Annotated in this window: 9 protein-coding genes; 5 read left to right on the top strand and 4 right to left on the bottom strand. The window is 72.2% G+C overall.

Going from position 1 to position 16,471, the window contains the following annotated elements; genetic code table 11:
- Window positions 1-50 precede the first annotated feature (50 nt).
- Together AC5L3X_RS13820 and AC5L3X_RS13815 are read right to left on the bottom strand one after the other, a co-directional pair.
- Window positions 51-641, bottom strand: a complete 591-nt coding sequence (locus AC5L3X_RS13820; RefSeq protein WP_189128141.1) for a DUF5998 family protein — start codon at window positions 639-641, stop codon at window positions 51-53.
- Window positions 642-802: 161 nt separating this feature from the next.
- Window positions 803-3,493 carry a bifunctional acetate--CoA ligase family protein/GNAT family N-acetyltransferase gene (locus tag AC5L3X_RS13815; protein ID WP_494857328.1) on the bottom strand — a complete coding sequence of 897 codons (2,691 nt, stop codon included), beginning with the start codon at window positions 3,491-3,493 and terminating at the stop codon, window positions 803-805.
- Window positions 3,494-3,663: 170 nt separating this feature from the next.
- Between AC5L3X_RS13815 and AC5L3X_RS13810 the strand changes: the two genes are divergently transcribed.
- Window positions 3,664-4,557, top strand: a complete 894-nt coding sequence (locus AC5L3X_RS13810; RefSeq protein ID WP_494857327.1) for a carbohydrate kinase family protein — start codon at window positions 3,664-3,666, stop codon at window positions 4,555-4,557.
- 59 nt (window positions 4,558-4,616) lie between these two features.
- Entirely contained in the window at window positions 4,617-7,319 is a 2,703-nt protein-coding gene (locus AC5L3X_RS13805; RefSeq protein ID WP_494857326.1) for an ABC transporter substrate-binding protein, read from the top strand.
- A 39-nt stretch (window positions 7,320-7,358) separates the two neighbouring features.
- Here the strand turns inward: AC5L3X_RS13805 and AC5L3X_RS13800 are convergent, their stop codons facing one another.
- Window positions 7,359-9,473, bottom strand: coding sequence for a RecQ family ATP-dependent DNA helicase (locus AC5L3X_RS13800; protein ID WP_494857325.1), 2,115 nt, complete (start codon window positions 9,471-9,473; stop codon window positions 7,359-7,361).
- A gap of 180 nt (window positions 9,474-9,653) precedes the next feature.
- Between AC5L3X_RS13800 and AC5L3X_RS13795 the strand changes: the two genes are divergently transcribed.
- Complete coding sequence (locus AC5L3X_RS13795) at window positions 9,654-12,152, top strand: DNA gyrase/topoisomerase IV subunit A (protein ID WP_494857324.1); 2,499 nt, start codon at window positions 9,654-9,656, stop codon at window positions 12,150-12,152.
- Between the two features lie 226 nt (window positions 12,153-12,378).
- The gene (locus AC5L3X_RS13790; protein WP_494857323.1) at window positions 12,379-15,429 is read left to right on the top strand and encodes a glycoside hydrolase family 3 N-terminal domain-containing protein; all 3,051 of its coding nucleotides are present in this window, start codon (window positions 12,379-12,381) and stop codon (window positions 15,427-15,429) included.
- 52 nt (window positions 15,430-15,481) lie between these two features.
- Here the strand turns inward: AC5L3X_RS13790 and AC5L3X_RS13785 are convergent, their stop codons facing one another.
- Window positions 15,482-15,853, bottom strand: coding sequence for a VOC family protein (locus AC5L3X_RS13785; protein WP_189128135.1), 372 nt, complete (start codon window positions 15,851-15,853; stop codon window positions 15,482-15,484).
- Between the two features lie 51 nt (window positions 15,854-15,904).
- Between AC5L3X_RS13785 and AC5L3X_RS13780 the strand changes: the two genes are divergently transcribed.
- On the top strand, window positions 15,905-16,468 hold the full coding sequence (locus tag AC5L3X_RS13780) for a thioredoxin family protein (RefSeq protein ID WP_494857322.1): 564 nt from the start codon (window positions 15,905-15,907) through the stop codon (window positions 16,466-16,468).
- The last annotated feature ends 3 nt before the right edge of the window (window positions 16,469-16,471 follow it).

Genomic DNA, 16,471 nt, shown 5'->3' with positions numbered 1-16,471 from the left:
TGGTCGCGCCGGAGCCATGAGGGGGTGGCGCCGGCTCGTGGTCGCGCCGGTCAGGTGGCGGCGCGGGCGGTGGCCTCGGACAGCGCCTTGGCGAAGGCGAGGACGTGGGTGACCGCTTCGGGGCCGTCGGCGGCCTCGCTGACCCGCAGGGACAGGTCGTCGGCGGTGATGGCACCGGTGTAGCCGTGGTCGGCCTCACAGTTTTCGTCGCCGCAGGTGGCCGGCTCAAGGTCGACGTGGGAGATGGCGCCCCAGCCGATGGTGAGCGTGACCTCCGTGGGAGGGACGCCCGGCGCGTAGGCGGCCGGGTCGGGGACGACGCGGGTGACCGCGACCGACTGGACCCGGCTCAGGCGGACGGCCTCGGTGGTGGTGGAGGCGTAGGAGGTCGAGACGCCCTCGACCGCCGGGTGCTCGTCGGTGTGGCAGACCAGCAGCCTCGTGGCCGACAGCACCAGGACCGTGACGTGCCTGCGCACCTCCATGGCCGGGTCGAACGTGGCCTCGTGGTGCACCACGAATGCGGTCACTGCCTCCTTGCCCAGCGCGGACTCGACCGCATCGGTGACGAGGTCGGGGTAGTAGCCGCTGCGTTCGATCGCTTCACGCAGGCCCGCGGCTGAGACTCGGGTTTCCCTCATGGGTCCATCCTGCCAGGAGCGCGCAGTGCCCTCACCCCTCGCGCATAACGCTCTATAACGTCTTTTATCTGCTCATCGCGATATCCGGAGTTGAAGATTGCCGGGGTTTCCGGCGGCGTCGGGGATGGTCGGGATGGTCGCCGGTGTCCCGGGCCGCCCGGTCAGGCCAGCCGGCGCGGGCCACCGTCCAGGCGGGGGCCGGGTGGTGTCCGCAGGGTGGCCCGGGCGCTGAGGATGATCACGCCCGCCTCGCCCACCAGCACCTGGTCGAGCTCCAGCCGCGCCATCTCGGGCAGGTCGGAGGCCATCCGCCCGACGCGTACGAGGAGGTCCTCCAGGGCGTCGACGGCCACGGGCGGGTAGCCGTACTCGCCGAACAGGAGCGGGGCCGCCCGGACGGAACGCACGAGGGCGCCGGCGTCCTCCGTCGTCAGCGGCGCGAGCCGGAACCCCTGGTCGAGCAGCAGGCGCGCGGTCACTTCGCCGAGCCCGAACGAGACGACCGGCCCGAACGCGGGGTCCTCGACGACGCCGACCACCGTGGGAACGGCAGGCTGGGGCGCCATGCGCTGCACGGCCAGCTCGGTGCCGGCGCCGAGTTGCTCGGTGAGCTCGGCGTAGGCGTGCCGGACGCCGTCGGGCGTGGCCAGGCCCAGTCGCACGGTGCCCGCCCGGCCGGCGGCCTCGGGGCCGGCGGCCTTGAGCACGACGGGCCAGCCGAACCGGCCCGCCGCCTCGACCGCCTCCTCGGGCGAGCCCACCACCTCGGCGGGCCACACGCTGAGACCGTAGTGGGAGAGCAGCTCGGCGGCGTCGACCTCCACGGGTGGCCCCGGCTCGGCGAAGGAGCCCAGCGCCCGCGACGTCTCCCCACCGGAGGCCGAGCCGGCGGAAGCGGGCTCGGCCGTGGCGGCGGCGAGGGTCTGGCGGACCAGGTCGCGGGCGCCGTCGGTGTCGATGTCGTCCAGCGGGGGCGGCGCGAGCACGGGATGCGAGCGCCACGAGGCGTAGCGCACCACGTGGGCCAGTGCCCTGACGGCCTCCTCCGGCGCGGGGTAGGACGGGATCGAGCCCCGGCCGGGGGTGGCGCCCACGCTGAGTGAGGGGTGCATGCCGTTGTGCCCCTCGAAGGTGGCCAGCACCGGCTTGCCCGTTGCCTGCGACACGCGCAGCAGCTCGGCCGCCACGTCGTCGGAGTCGCCGGGCAGGGGCGGCATGTAGATGACGACCGCCGAGTCGACCGCGTCGGAGGCCAGCTGCTCGGCCAGGGCCGCCCCGAACTCCGCCGCCCCGGCGCGCGGGCCGAGGTTGGCCGGGGTGCCCGGCGACAGCCCGGCGGAGGCGCAGGCGTCGGCGGCCAGCAGTCCGAGCGCGTCGGAGTTGGTCACCAGCCCGACCCGGGGACCGGCGGGCAGCGGCTGGAAGGCGAGCAGTTGGCCCACGTCGAACAGCTGGATGAGGTCGTCCACCCGGATCAGCCCGGCCTGCTCGAACAGGGAGCTGATCGCGGTGTCGGGCAGCCCGAGCTCCCGGGCGGAGTGACCGGTGGGGGTGCCACCGCTCTTGACCACCACGATCGGCTTGGCGCGGGCGATCCGCCTGGCCAGCCGGGCGAACTTGCGCGGATTGCCCAGCGACTCGAGGTAGAGCAGGATCACCTCGGTCGAGGTGTCCTCCTCCCAGTACTGCAGCAGGTCGTTGCCCGACACGTCGGCCCGGTTGCCGGCCGAGACGAACGACGAGATGCCCATGCCACGCTGGGCCACCCGCTGGAGCAGCGCGGTGCCGAGCGCGCCCGACTGGCTGAAGAAACCGACGCGTCCCCGGCCGGGGACGGTGGCGGCGAGCGTGGCGTTGAGCTTGACGGCGGGGTCGGTGTTGGCGATGCCCAGGCAGTTGGGCCCCACCATGCGCAGGCCGTAGGCGCGGGCGATGCCGGCGAGCTCGTCCTGCCTGGCCCGGCCCTCGGCGCCGGTCTCGCCGAACCCCGACGACACCACGACCAGCCCGTGCACGCCCTTCTCGGCGCATTCCTTGACCACGTCGGCGACGCTCCCGGCGGGCACCGCCACCACGGCGAGGTCCACCTCGTCGTCGATGGCCGTGACGCTCGGGTAGGCGCGCACCCCGGCCACGGCCCGCACCTCGCGGTGGACCGGATAGACGGGTCCGGTGAAGTCGGCGGCCAGCAGGTTGCGCAGCACGGTCTGGCCGATGCCGCCCGGCTCGCGCGAGGCGCCGATCACCGCGACGGAGCCGGGTGCGAGCAGCCGGGCGATGGACCTGGCCTCCGCGCGGTGCTCGCGCGAGGTCGTCACCTCGGCGGAGACGTCGGTCGGGGTGAGGTCGAGCGTCATGCGGACCACGCCGTCGGCGAACCGGCTCTCGGCGGTGTAACCGGCCTGCCGCAGCACGCCCATCATCTTCATGTTGGCGGGCAGCACGTCGGCGACGAACCGCTCGATGCCGTGCTCGCGGGCGGTGGCGGCCAGGTGCTCGAGCAGCACCGAGGCCACTCCCCTGCCCTGGTGGGCGTCCTCGACCAGGAAGGCCACCTCGGCCTCGCCCGGCCCGGTCCTGTCGTAGCGGATGACGGCCACCATCTCGGTGCCGATGGTGGTGATCAACGCGACCCGGTCGACGTAGTCGACGTTGGTGAACCAGGCCACTTCCCGGTCGGACAGCCTGGGCCTCGGCCCGAAGAACCGGAAGTAGATCGTCTCCTCGGACAACCGGGAGTAGAAGGCGCGCAGACGGTCGGCGTCGGCGGGCCTGATCGGACGAACGTGCGCGGTGCCGCCGTCGGCGAGGACGACGTCGGCCTCCCAGTGGGCGGGATAGTGAGCCTCCACACCCCGAGCGTAGCCGCGCGTCCCGGATGCCGAGACCCGCCCGCCCATTGGGCAACGCTTGTGCATCGACTGATGCCCGGTGTCGAGGGTCCGCCCCACGAGCAGCCCGGAAGCTGTTAGTTTTGCCGTGGCCAGGCTCGTTCTGTAGGCAGCAGCAAGGTGGTGGCATCATGACGCGGGTCGTCGTGGTGGGCGATCTCATGACCGACGCGGTCGCGCGCGCCCGTTATGCACTCGCCAGGGCCAGCGACACCCCGGCGGTCGTGACCATGCACGGTGGCGGTTCCGGGGCCAACATCGCGTCCTGGTTGGCGGTCGAAGGCACCGAGGTGGCCTTCATCGGGCGCCGTGGCGCCGACATCACCGGCCGCAACCGCGACATGGAGTTGATGGGCTACGGCGTCGACGCCCGGCTCGTGATGGATCCCGAGCGGCCGACCGGCACCTGTGTCGTGCTCGTCACACACAAGGGCGAGCGCACGATGCTCTCCGACCCGGGCGCCAATGCCGCCCTCTCGCCGGAGGACCTGCCGCGTGACCTGTTCAACGGCGGCGGCCACCTGCACCTGTCGGGCTACACGCTGATCAATGAGGGCTCCCGCGACGCGGGGCTGGCGGCGCTCGACATGGCCCACCACTCGGGTATGTCGATCACGGTCGACTGCGCCTCGTCCGCCCCTCTGGACCGTACGGGCGCCGAGCCGTTCCTCGAGTGGACGAGCGGCGCCAAGCTGCTGTTCGCCAACATCGACCAGGCCAAGGTGCTGACCGGCCGCGACGATCCCGAGGCGGCGGCCAAGGTGCTGACCGCGTGGTTCCCGCAGGTCGTGATCAAGCTCAACTCCGAGGGCGCCCTGTGGTTCGGCAACGGCCGCCCCGACCCGGTCCGGGTGGCCACCGATCCGGTCGACCGGATCGTCGACGGCACGGGTGCGGGCGACGCGTTCTGCGCTGGGTTCCTGCCGCCGTGGCTGGCGGGCAAGCCTCCGGCCGAGTCGCTGGCGTCGGGCTGCCGGCTGGCCACCAAGGCGATCATGCACCTGGGAGCGCGTCCCCGGCTCTAGTGCGGATCTTCCGGCGCGTTCTATCGTGAGAGGCCCGATGTCTCTCCAGAAGGAGCCGGATGCTGGGCGTGCGTCCGTTACGGCCGGGCGACCCTGAGTCGGTCGGCGACTACACGGTCACCGGGTTCCTCGGCGAAGGCGGCCAGGGCAGCGTCTACCTGGGCCTGTCCCCCTCCGGTGAGCGCGTCGCGATCAAGCTGCTGCACGCCCGGTTCGCCGACGACGAGCAGGCCGTGCGCCGGTTCCGCCGCGAGGCCGAGGCGGCGCGCCGGGTCGCGGAGTTCTGCACCGCCCGGGTGCTCGAGGTGGGCGCGGTCGACGACCGGCCGTTCATCGTCGGCGAGTACGTCGACGGGCCGTCACTCCAGCACCAGGTGACCGCTGAGGGGCCCATGCGCGGCCAGGTGCTGGTACGGCTGGCGGTCGCGACCGCCACGGCGCTGGCCGCGATCCACCGGGCCGGCGTGATGCACCGTGACTTCAAGCCGAGCAACGTGCTACTCGGCCCCGACGGGCCCCGGGTGATCGACTTCGGGATCGCCCGGGCGCTCGACGTGAGCCAGAGCCTGACGACGAGCGTGGTGGGCACGCCCGCGTACATGGCTCCGGAACAGTTCCACGGCCGGCCAGAGCCGGCCAGCGACGTGTTCGCGTGGGCGGGCACGATGGTGTTCGCGGCGACGGGGCGAAGCGCGTTCGGGTTCGGGACGCTGCCGATGGTGATGCACCGCATCCTGAGCGCCGCCCCCGACCTGTCCGGGGTGCCGGAGCCGCTCGCCGCGCTGCTCCAGGCCGCGCTCGGCAAGGATCCCCGGTTCCGGCCGACGGCCGAGCAGGTGCTGGGTGAGCTCATCCGGTCCAATGGCCCGGCCGGTGCGGCCACTCCGCCGCCGCCCTCCGGGCCACCCGTGCCGGGACTCCCTGCCCCGGGCGCACACCCCCAGGCGCCACCGGCCCAGGTGAGCCCGCGATCCGAGGCGCCGTCCGCCACGGCGCCGAGCCCCGGCGGCAGCGGTTCGCGGCGCAAGGTGCTGGTGCCGGCCGTGGCGGTGACGACGGCCCTCGTGATCGGCGTGACCGCCTGGCTGGTCAGCCGCGGCGACACCCCGGCCGGCTCGGGGCAGGCGGGAACGGCCACCGGACGGGCGACCGGTCAGAACGCGGCGGTGGCGGCGATCGCGAACCCGTCGGGCACGACCGGCGGGACGGTCCGGGTGGCCCTGAGCTCCGCCCTGGACTCCACCGACCCGGGTGACGCCTACCTCCCCGACACGCTGAACCTCATCCGCCTCTACGGCCGGTCGCTGACGATGTTCAAGCCCGCCCCGGGCGCGGCGGGCACGCAGGTCGTCCCCGACCTGGCCGAGCGACCAGGACAGCCGAGCGACGCCGGCCGGACCTGGACCTACACGCTGCGGCAGGGCGTGACGTACGACGACGGCACCCCGATCACCTCGGCGGACGTGAAGTACGCGGTGCTGCGCAGCATGGACCAGGGCTTCGCCAACGGATCGGCCCACTTCGACGAACTGCTGGCCCTGCCGACCGGCTACCAGGGGCCCTACACGTCGCCGGACGCGAACACCGACTCGGCCATCGAGACCCCCGACGACCGGACGATCGTGTTTCACCTCAAGAAGCCGTACGGCGCCTTCGACCAGGTCGTCCAGCTCCCCGAGACGGTCCCGGTGCCCCAAGGCCGGGACACGCGCGGCAGGTACCGCTTCGCGGTCGCGTCGTCGGGGCCGTACAAGTTCGAGAGGGCGACGGAGCAGCGGCTCGTGCTGGTGCGCAACGAGCAGTGGGACCCCGCGACCGACCCCAACCGCACGCGCCTGCCCGACCGCTTCGAGATGGACTTCGGCCAGGACGCGGCCGAGGCGGCCAGGAAGCTGTCCGACGGCGAGGTCACCTTCGGGCCGCCCGTGACGCAGGAGCAGGAGGCCGCGATCTCGGCCTCCCCGGCACTGCGGAGCCGGTCGGACGTGCCGCTCACCGGCGGCGTCAACTACCTGGCGATCAACCCGCAGGTGGAGCCGTTCGACGACCCCGGCTGCCGGCGCGCGGTGATCCAGGCGCTGGATCTCACGGCGGTGCAGCGGGGGTTCCGCACCGGGCTCGGCGCGGGTGAGGTGCCGACGTCGCTGGTGCCGCCGTCGATCCCGGGCACGCACGCGCCGATTCCCGGACTGACGGCGAACGGTGACCCGGACGCCGCCCGGCGCTCGCTCACCGCCTGTGGCAAGCCCGGCGGGTTCGAGGCCACGTACATCTACCGTGAGGTGCCCGGCGAGGCCGCGGCCGCGCAGGCGGTGCGGACGGCCCTCGGCAGGGCCGGCATCCGGCTCACCCTGCGAGGCCACGGGGTCGCGGAGTTCCACCAGAGCTACGGCGGCAACCCGGCCTACCTGAAGAAGGAGCGAATCGGGCTGATCGCCAAGACCTGGGCGCCCGACTGGCCCGACGCGGGCTCGTTCCTGTCCTTGCCGGCCGACAGCAGGCAGATCACCAAGGAGTACTCGATCAACGTGAGTGTCCGCGTGCCCGCCATCGACTCCCTGGTCGACCAGGCGACGCGTGAGCTCGACGGCGCCGAGAGGGCCGCCCTGTGGGGGCGGGCCGAGCAGCGGATCGCCGAGGAGGCGGTGCTCGTGCCGCTGGTCTGGCGGCGCACGCTGCTGCTGCGCGGCCGGGGCGCGACCAACGTGCACGTCAGCCCGGTGTACGGCAACTACGACCTGGTGACGATGGGCGTGGCCTGACCCGGGGCCTGAGCAGCCTGATCGACCGGTCGCGGACGGTCAGGAGGTCGTGGCGAGCGCCAGGGGCAGCACGGCCGGGGCGCCCGCGTGCCGGACCAGGGCGGCGCCCAGGGTCATCGTCCAGCCGGTGTCGACGCGGTCGTCGATCAGCAGCACCGGCCCCCCGCACTGGGCGATGGCCGCGCCGAGCTCCTTGGGCATGGCCAGGGTGGCCCTGATCGCCTGCACGCGCTTGGCGCTGTTGAACTGCTGCCCGGGCGGCCCCGCGCGGTAGCCCAGCTCGCCGAGGTAGGCCAGCCGCCCCACCTGGGCGAGCCGTTCGGCGAACCCGCGTACGAGCAGGGGCCGCGTCGAGGAGGGGACGCTGACCACGGCCACCGGCCGCTCGCGCCACTCCCACGCCGACAACAGCTGGATCACGGCTTTGAACATGTCGTCGGCCATCGGCCCGTCGGGGCCGTTGAACAGCTCGCGCAGCCGGTTGCCCCAGCCGATGTCGGTGAGCCGTCCGAGCGCCCTGCCCGGCTCGGCGCCGAGCTCCGGCTTGATCCGGCCGGACAGGTCGGACAGGCCCGTCGGCCACTGTCGGCGGGCCTCGACCGGGACACCGGGCCTGCTCAGGCTCTGCCGGGCGGCCTCCACCGCCTCGGTGGCGATCTCGGGCGAGCGGTGGCGGCCGGTGCAGTTGTCGCACCGGCCGCAGGGCTCGGCCGCGTCGTCGTCGAGGTGCCGTCGCAGGTAGTGCTCGCGGCACTCGGTGGTGGTCAGGTAGCCGAGCATGGCCTCCTGCTCGGCCCGGCGCTCGGCGGCGATGCGGGAGTAGCGCTCGGAGTCGTAGGCCCACGGCTCGCCCGTCGACTCCCAGCCGCCCTTGACCCGGCGGACCGCGCCGTCGACGTCGAGGACCTTGAGCATCATCTCCAGGCGGCTCCGGCTCAGGTCGACGGCCGTCTCGAGCGCCTGGGTGGACATCGTGCCGCGCTCCTCCAGCGCCTGGAGCGTGGCCCGGACGACCGGCTCCGGCGGGAAGGCCAGCGAGGTGAAGTAGGCCCAGATGTCGCGGTCTTCGGTGCCGGGCAGCAGGATGACCTCGGCCCGCTCGACGCCGCGACCGGCGCGGCCGACCTGCTGGTAGTAGGCGACCGGCGACTGCGGCGCGCCCATGTGGACGACGAACCCCAGGTCGGGCTTGTCGAAGCCCATGCCCAGCGCGCTGGTGGCGACCAGGGCCTTGATCTTGTTGTTGAGCAGCGCCTCCTCGGCCGCCAGCCGCTCGGCCGGGTCGGTCTGCCCGGAGTAGGCGGCGACCTCGTGGCCCTGCTCGCGCAGGTAGGCGGCGATCTCGTGGGCCGCGGCCACGGTCAGGGTGTAGACGATGCCGGAGCCGGGCAGCTCGCGCAGCGTCTGGGCCAGCCAGGCCAGCCGTTGCTCGGCCGTCGGCAGTCGTACCGCGCTGAGATGCAGGCTGTCGCGCTCCAGCGGCCCGCGCAGCACCAGCGGCTCGTCAGCGTCGGACCGGAGGTCCTCCGGCGGGCGCAGTTGCTCGGCGACGTCGCGGGTGACGCGGGCGTTGGCCGTGGCGGTGGTCGCCAGCACCGGGATGCCGGGCGGCAACTCCTCGAAGAGGGTGGCCAGCCTGCGGTAGTCGGGGCGGAAGTCGTGCCCCCAGTCGGAGATGCAGTGGGCCTCGTCGACCACCACCAGCCCGGCGCTCTCGGCCAGCTCGGGCAGCACGTTGTCGCGGAAGTCGGGGTTGTTGAGCCGCTCGGGGCTGACCAGCAGCACGTCGACCAGCCCGTCGGCGACCCTGCCGTAGACCTCCTCCCACGCCTCGGGATTGGCGGAGTTGATCGTGACGGCGCGGATGCCGGCCCGCTCGGCGGCGGCGATCTGGTTGCGCATCAGCGCGAGCAGCGGCGAGATGATGACCGTGGGCCCCTCGCCGAGCTCGCGCAGCAGGGCGGTGGCCACGAAGTAGACGGCGGACTTGCCCCAGCCGGTGCGCTGCACCACGAGCACTCTGCGCCGGTCGACGACGAGGGCCTCGATGGCGGTCCACTGGTCGTCACGGAGCCGGGCGTGCTCTCCGGCGAGCGCCCGCAGCCGCCCTTCGGCCTCTTCGCGCAGCATCGCCACATCGGGGGCTTCAATCATGTGTCCCTTGTTACCAGGTCCCGCCGACATCCGGCGCCCATCCGGGCTGCCGGGAAACCCCCTTTCGGAACGAAACACCCAAGCAATTGCTTGGGCGTCTGGGATGACGGCGCCGGTCACCGCCGTCCCCCGGAACCGAAGTGTCGCGGGCACTAGGGTTTCTTCGGCACAATGTTCGACATGGCCCGACGCACGACAACACCCCCTCCCGAGGATTTCGAGGAGCGGATCGTCGACATCGACGTCTCCTCCGAGATGCGCACGAGCTTCCTCGAGTACGCCTACTCGGTCATCTACCAGCGGGCACTCCCCGACGCGCGCGACGGTCTCAAGCCGGTGCAGCGGCGCATCCTCTACTCGATGAGCGAGATGGGTCTGCGTCCCGATCGCGGCCACGTCAAGTCCTCCCGCGTCGTCGGCGACGTGATGGGCAAGCTCCACCCCCACGGTGACAGCGCCATCTACGACGCCCTCGTCCGCCTCGCGCAGCCGTTCTCCATGCGCCTGCCCCTGATCGACGGGCACGGCAACTTCGGCTCCCCCGACGACCTGCCGGCCGCCATGCGTTACACCGAGGCCAGGCTGGCCCCGGCCGCGATGCTGATGGTCGAGTCGCTCGACGAGGACACGGTCGGCTTCAAGCCCAACTACGACGGCCAGGAGACCGAGCCCACGGTCATGCCGTCGGCGTTCCCCAATCTGCTGGTCAACGGCACGACCGGCATCGCGGTCGGCATGGCGACCAACATGGCGCCGCACAACCTCACCGAGGTCGTGGCCGCCGCCCGCCATCTGATCAAGAAGCCCGACGCGACGCTCGACGAGCTCATGCGCTTCGTCCCGGGCCCCGACCTGCCGACCGGCGGCTCGATCATCGGTCTGCAGGGCGTCCGCGACGCCTACGAGACGGGCCGCGGCACCTTCCGCATGCGCGCCAGGTGCGTGGTCGAGCAAATCACACCGCGCCGCAAGGGCATCATCGTCACCGAGCTGCCCTACAACGTCGGGCCCGAGCGCGTGGTCACCAAGATCAAAGAGCTGGTGACCAGCAAGAAGCTGCAGGGCATCGCCGACCTGAAGGACCTCACCGACCGGCACAAGGGCCTGCGCCTGGTCATCGAGATCAAGAACGGCTTCATTCCCGAGGCGGTGCTGGAGGAGCTCTACCGGCTGACGCCGATGGAGGAGACGTTCGGCATCAACAACGTCGCGCTGGTCGACGGCGAGCCGCGCACGCTGGGCCTGCGCGAGCTGCTGCGGGTCTACGTCGACCACCGGATCGAGGTCGTGCGCCGCAGGTCCGAATACCGCCGGCGCAAGCGCGAGGAACGCCTCCACCTGGTCGACGGCCTCATCGTCGCGCTGCTCAACATCGACGAGGTCATCCAGGTCATCCGGACCTCCGACGACTCGGCCCAGGCCCGGACCCGGCTGATGGAGGTCTTCGACCTCACCGACATCCAGGCCGCGTACATCCTCGACACGCCGCTGCGCCGGTTGACCCGCTACGACAAGCTGGAGCTCGACCGCGAGAAGCAGACGCTGTCCGACGAGATCGCCGAGCTGACCGGCATCCTGTCCTCCGACACCCGGCTGCGCCAGGTGGTGTCCGGCGAGCTGGCCGAGATCGCGAAGAAGTACGGCACCCCGCGCCGCACCGTGCTGCTGGAGGCGTCCGGCGCCACCCGCACCCCCACGGTGGAGCTCCAGGTGGCCGACGAGCCGTGCCTGGCGCTGCTCTCCTCCACCGGCCTGCTGGCCCGCACCACCGACGCCTCCCCGTTGGCCGGCGAGGGCGAGCGCACGGCGCACGACGTGCTGGTGGCCGCGGTCCGCACCTCCGTCAGAGGCGAGGTCGGCGTGGTCACGTCACTGGGCCGGCTGATCCGGGTCCAGGTGGTCGACCTGCCCACGCTGCCGCCCTCGGCCAACCCGCCGTCGCTGTCGGGCGGCCATCCGGTCTCCGAGTTCGTCTCGCTGCAGCCCGACGAGACGGTCGTGGGCTTGGGCGGTCTCGATCCCGACGGTCCCGGTCTCGCCCTGGGCACGGCCCAGGGCGTGGTCAAGCGGGTGGTGCCCGAATATCCGGCCAACCGCGACGACTTCGAGGTGATCACCCTCAAGGACGGCGACACCGTCGTGGGGGCGGTCGAGCTCGACTCAGAGGAACACGATCTGGTCTTCATCACCTCCGACGCCCAGTTGCTGCGCTACTCCGCCTCCCTCGTCCGTCCTCAGGGCCGGCCCGCGGGCGGCATGACGGGCATCCGGCTCGACGACGGGGCCCGCGTGGTGTGGTTCGGCTCGGTCGACCCAGCCCTTCCCGCCCAGGTGGTGACCGTGGCGGGCTCGTCCACCGCCCTGCCCGGCACCCAGGTGGGCGGCGGCAAGGTGGCCGACTACGCCGAGTTCCCGGCCAAGGGCCGGGCCACAGGCGGTGTCCGCGCCCAGCGCTTCCTCAAGGGCGAGGACGTGCTGCTGCTGGCCTGGGCGGGGCCCGCTCCCGCCAAGGCCGTCTCCGCGGTGGGCAAGCCGGTGCCACTGCCCGAGGAGCTCGGCCGCCGAGACGGCTCCGGCGTCCGGCTCACCCACACCATCGGGGCGATCGGCGGCGCCCTGCGCTCCGGCCCGGTCACCGAAAACCCGGCTCCAGAGGATGCGGCGCCGCCGGAGGGCTAGGCATCCCCAGAGGGCAGGACACCGCTCCGCCAGGGCTGCCCCGGCGGGGCGGTGATCGCTCTCCTCGTTGAGACAACGCACGGCAGGTGCCGTACTCGTCCTTCGCGACGCCCTTGTTCCCGGGGAAGTCTCTGACCAGGGCACTAACAGCGATATTTCATCGGATGTTATGAAACGGCCTCGCCTTCCGATCTCATTTGAGAGAGCGCTCTCTCTAGGAGGCACCGTGTTCCGATCAAGGACTCCGATCTGGGCCGCGCTGGCCCTGCTCGGCTCGCTCCTCGTCGTCCCACCCGCCCAGGCGGCGGCCGCCGACCTCACCATCACCGACTTCGAGACCGACGGCCTGCCACCCGGCGTCACGGCCTGGGGCAACGACGGCCCGTCCACCCCTGTCCTGACCGTCGAGCCGGGCGCCGACCGGCCCGGCGCGCCCGCCGCCAACCGGGTCCTCAAGTCCGTCTACGACGTGAGCCAGTGGGGTGGCTGGTCCCACGACCTGACCGCCACCCAGGACTGGTCCCCGTACGAGGGCTTCTCCTTCTGGGTCAACGGCTCAGGATCGGGCCAGCGGATCTTCTTCGAGGTCAAGGACGGCGGCGGCGGAGCGGGCAGCTCCGAGCTGTTCGAGTCGTCCTTCACCGACGACAGCGCCGGCTGGCGGCAGGTGAAGGTGCCGTTCGCCGACTTCGTCCGCCGCGCCGACTACCAGCCCGGCGGCGCGCCGACCGACGGCGAGTTGGACCTCGACGCCATGTGGGGCTACAGCATGCGGCTGCCGACCGCGTCCGGCACGCTGCTCTGGGACGACGTGCAGGTGTACGGCACCGCTCCCCCGCGCCCGACACGGCTGGCCACCGACCGCCCGGTCTACCCGGTCGACGAGAACGGCTCGGTGCGGGTGCGCGTCTCGGTGACGACGGCCACCGGCGAGCCGCTGCCGGCCGACCTGGTCGTCGGCTACCGCACCGGCGAGGGCACGGCGACTCCCGGCGAGGACTACACGGCGGTCGAGGGCACCCTGACCTTCCCGGCGGGCACCACCTCGGGCTCGACCAGGTCCTTCAGCGTCAGGACACGTGGGGACAGCACGGCAGAGGCCGCCGAGACCATCCCGATCGTGCTGTCGGGCACCGGCACCAGGCCCCCGGCCGAGAACCCGGCCATCGTGATCAACGCGCATGGCCTGCCGTACCTCGACGCCCGCAGGCCGGTCAAGCAGCGCGTCGCCGACCTTCTCGGGCGCATGACGCTCGACGAGAAGGTCGGGCAGATGACGCAGGCCGAACGCGGCGCCCTGGCCAGCCCCAACGACATCGCCGCCTACCGGCTCGGCTCCCTACTGTCGGGCGGCGGCTCCACGCCTGCCACCAACACCCCCGCGGCCTGGGCCGACATGATCGATGGCTTCCAGCTGCGGGCCCGGCAGACCAGGCTGCAGATCCCGCTCATCTACGGAGTCGACGCCGTGCACGGCCACAACAACGTGGTCGGCGCGACGATCTTCCCGCACAACGTCGGGCTCGGCGCCACCCGCGACCCCGAGCTGGTCGAGCGGACCGGCGAGATCACCGCGCGCGAGGTGAAGGCGACGGGCATCCCGTGGAACTTCTCGCCGTGCCTGTGCGTCTCACGCGACGACCGCTGGGGGCGCGCGTACGAGTCGTTCAGCGAGGACCCGGCCCTGGTGACGCGGATGGCGACGATCATCGACGGCCTCCAGGACAACGGCGTGCTGGCCACGGCCAAGCACTACGTCGGCGACGGCGGCACGACCTTCGGCTCCTCGACGACCGGCGACTACACGATCGACCAGGGCGTCACCGAGGGCAGCCGGGCGCAGCTGGAGGCCATCCACCTGACGCCGTTCGTGGAAGCGGTCAGGCGCGGCGTGGCCAGCGTGATGCCGTCGTTCTCCAGCGTCGACCACGGCCAGGGGCCGACGAAGATGCACGCGCACCGCGAGCTGATCACCGACGTGCTGAAGGACCGGCTCGGCTTCAAGGGCTTGGTGATCAGCGACTGGCAGGCCATCGACCAGATCCCCGGCGACTACCCGAGCGACGTGCGCGTCTCGGTCAACGCCGGACTCGACATGATCATGGTGCCGAACGCCTACCCGGCGTTCGTCTCCACGCTGAAGGCCGAGGTCGAGGCCGGGCGGGTGCCGCTCGCGCGGGTCGACGACGCGGTGGCCAGGATCCTCACCCAGAAGTTCCGGCTCGGCCTGTTCGAACGCCCCTACGCCGACCGGTCACGGATCGCCGACGTCGGCTCGCCCGCGCACCGCGCCGTCGCCCGTACCGCCGCGGCCAGGTCGCAGGTGCTGCTGAAGAACGAGGGCGGCCTGCTGCCGCTGCGCCGCGACGCCAAGGTGTACGTGGCCGGGTCCAACGCCGACGACATCGGCAACCAGTCGGGCGGCTGGACGATCACCTGGCAGGGCTCCTCGGGACCGATCACGCCGGGCACCACGATCCTGTCGGCCATCCGCTCCCGCGCCTCCGCCGTGACCTACTCGCGAGACGCCTCGGCGCCGCTGCCCGGGCACGACGTGGGCGTCGTGGTGGTGGGCGAGACTCCGTACGCGGAGGGGTTCGGCGACGTGGGGCGCCAGGGGCGCACGCTGGAGCTGTCCGCCGCCGACCGGGCCGCGATCGACCGGGTGTGCGGGGCGATGAAGTGCGTCGTGCTGGTCGTCTCCGGGCGGCCGCTGCTGCTGGGCGACCTGTCACGGGTGCCGGCGCTGGTGGCCGCGTGGCTGCCGGGCACCGAGGGCGCCGGGGTGACCGACCCGCTGTTCGGCGCCGTCCCGTACACCGGGCGGTTGCCGTTCACCTGGTTCCGTACGGTGGAGCAACTGCCGATCAACGTGGGCGACGCGGCGTACGATCCGTTGTTCCCCTACAGCTGGGGGCTGCGCACCGACCGGGGCCGTGACCGCCTCAAGGCGGTCCGCGACCGGCTCGCCTCCGGCGACGGGGCGTCGAAGGCCGCGGCGGCGGCGCTGAGCGTGGCGCTGACCGGCCCCAACTGGGACACCGACGGCACGGTACGTGACGCGCGCGCCGTCCTCGGTGCGCTGCGGGCCGCCACGGCGCTGCTCGAACGGTCGAAGACCGACACGTTCGCGCAGGGCGACGCCGTGGTGTCGGTGGCCAGGGATCTGGCTCAGGCCGCGGGCAAGCGCCCGGACCTGCAGGCCAGGGCGGACCAGAAGCTGGCCGCGGGCGACCTCCGCGAGGCGGTGGACCTGCTGGCGCAGTCGGCGCGCTGACGATCGGAGCGGTCCGGGGGCCGCGACCGGCCCCCGGGACCCTCCGCGCGCGTCAGTCTCTGCAGAGACAGAACGGATGGCCGGCCGGGTCGAGGAAGACGCGAAAGTCGTCGTCCTCGCTCGGCTGGTGGTCGTGCTTGGTCGCGCCGATGTCGAGCACCGCCTTCTCGGCGGCGTCGAGGTCGTCGACCGTGACGTCGATGTGCAGCTGCTGGGGGCGCTCGGAGCCGGGCCAGATCGGCGGACGGTACTCCTCCACCTTCTGGAACGCCAGCCGGGCGGGCGAGCCGCCCTGGGTGACCACCACCCAGTCATCGTCCTGGTAGTCGATCGGCCACCCAAGCAAGCGCGAGTAGAACCCGGCGAGCTCGCGCGGGTCGCCGCAGTCGATCACGGTCGTGCGGAATTCCGCGATGCCCTTCACGAAGTACCTCCGAATCAGTGGGAACGGCGCCGATCGAGGACAATGAACGGTATGGCCGTCAACTCTTTCATGGTTCCGCTCGGCACCCCGGCACCACCCTTCGACCTGACCGCCATCGACGGCGGCAGTGTCTCGCTCGCCGATCTCAAGGGCTCTCCCGCCACTCTCGTGGTCTTCCTGTCCAACCACTGCCCGTACGTGCGGCGCATCGAGACCGGTCTCGCCGCTCTGGCCGGCGACTACGGTTCCCGCCTGTCGATCGTCGCCATCTGCAGCAACGACAGCATCAGCTATCCCGACGACGACGCCGCACACCTGGCCGAGCAGGCCGCCCGCGCCGGATTCACCTTCCCGTACCTGCTGGACGAGACGCAGGAGGTGGCCAAGGCGTACAAGGCGGCCTGCACGCCCGATTTCTTCCTGTACGACTCATCGTTCGCGCTCGTCTACCGAGGCGAGTTCGACGACGCGCGGCCCGGCAACGACGTCCCGGTCACAGGCGCGTCGTTGCGGGCCGCCGTGGACGCGGTGCTGGCGGGGGCTCCGGTGGACGCACGTCAGACCCCGTCGATGGGCTGCGGCATCAAATGGAAGCCGGGCAACGCCCCCGGATGACGC

The sequence above is a fragment of the Nonomuraea sp. CX421 genome (assembly GCF_059358955.1).
This window is presented reverse-complemented; position numbering and strand designations above follow the sequence as displayed.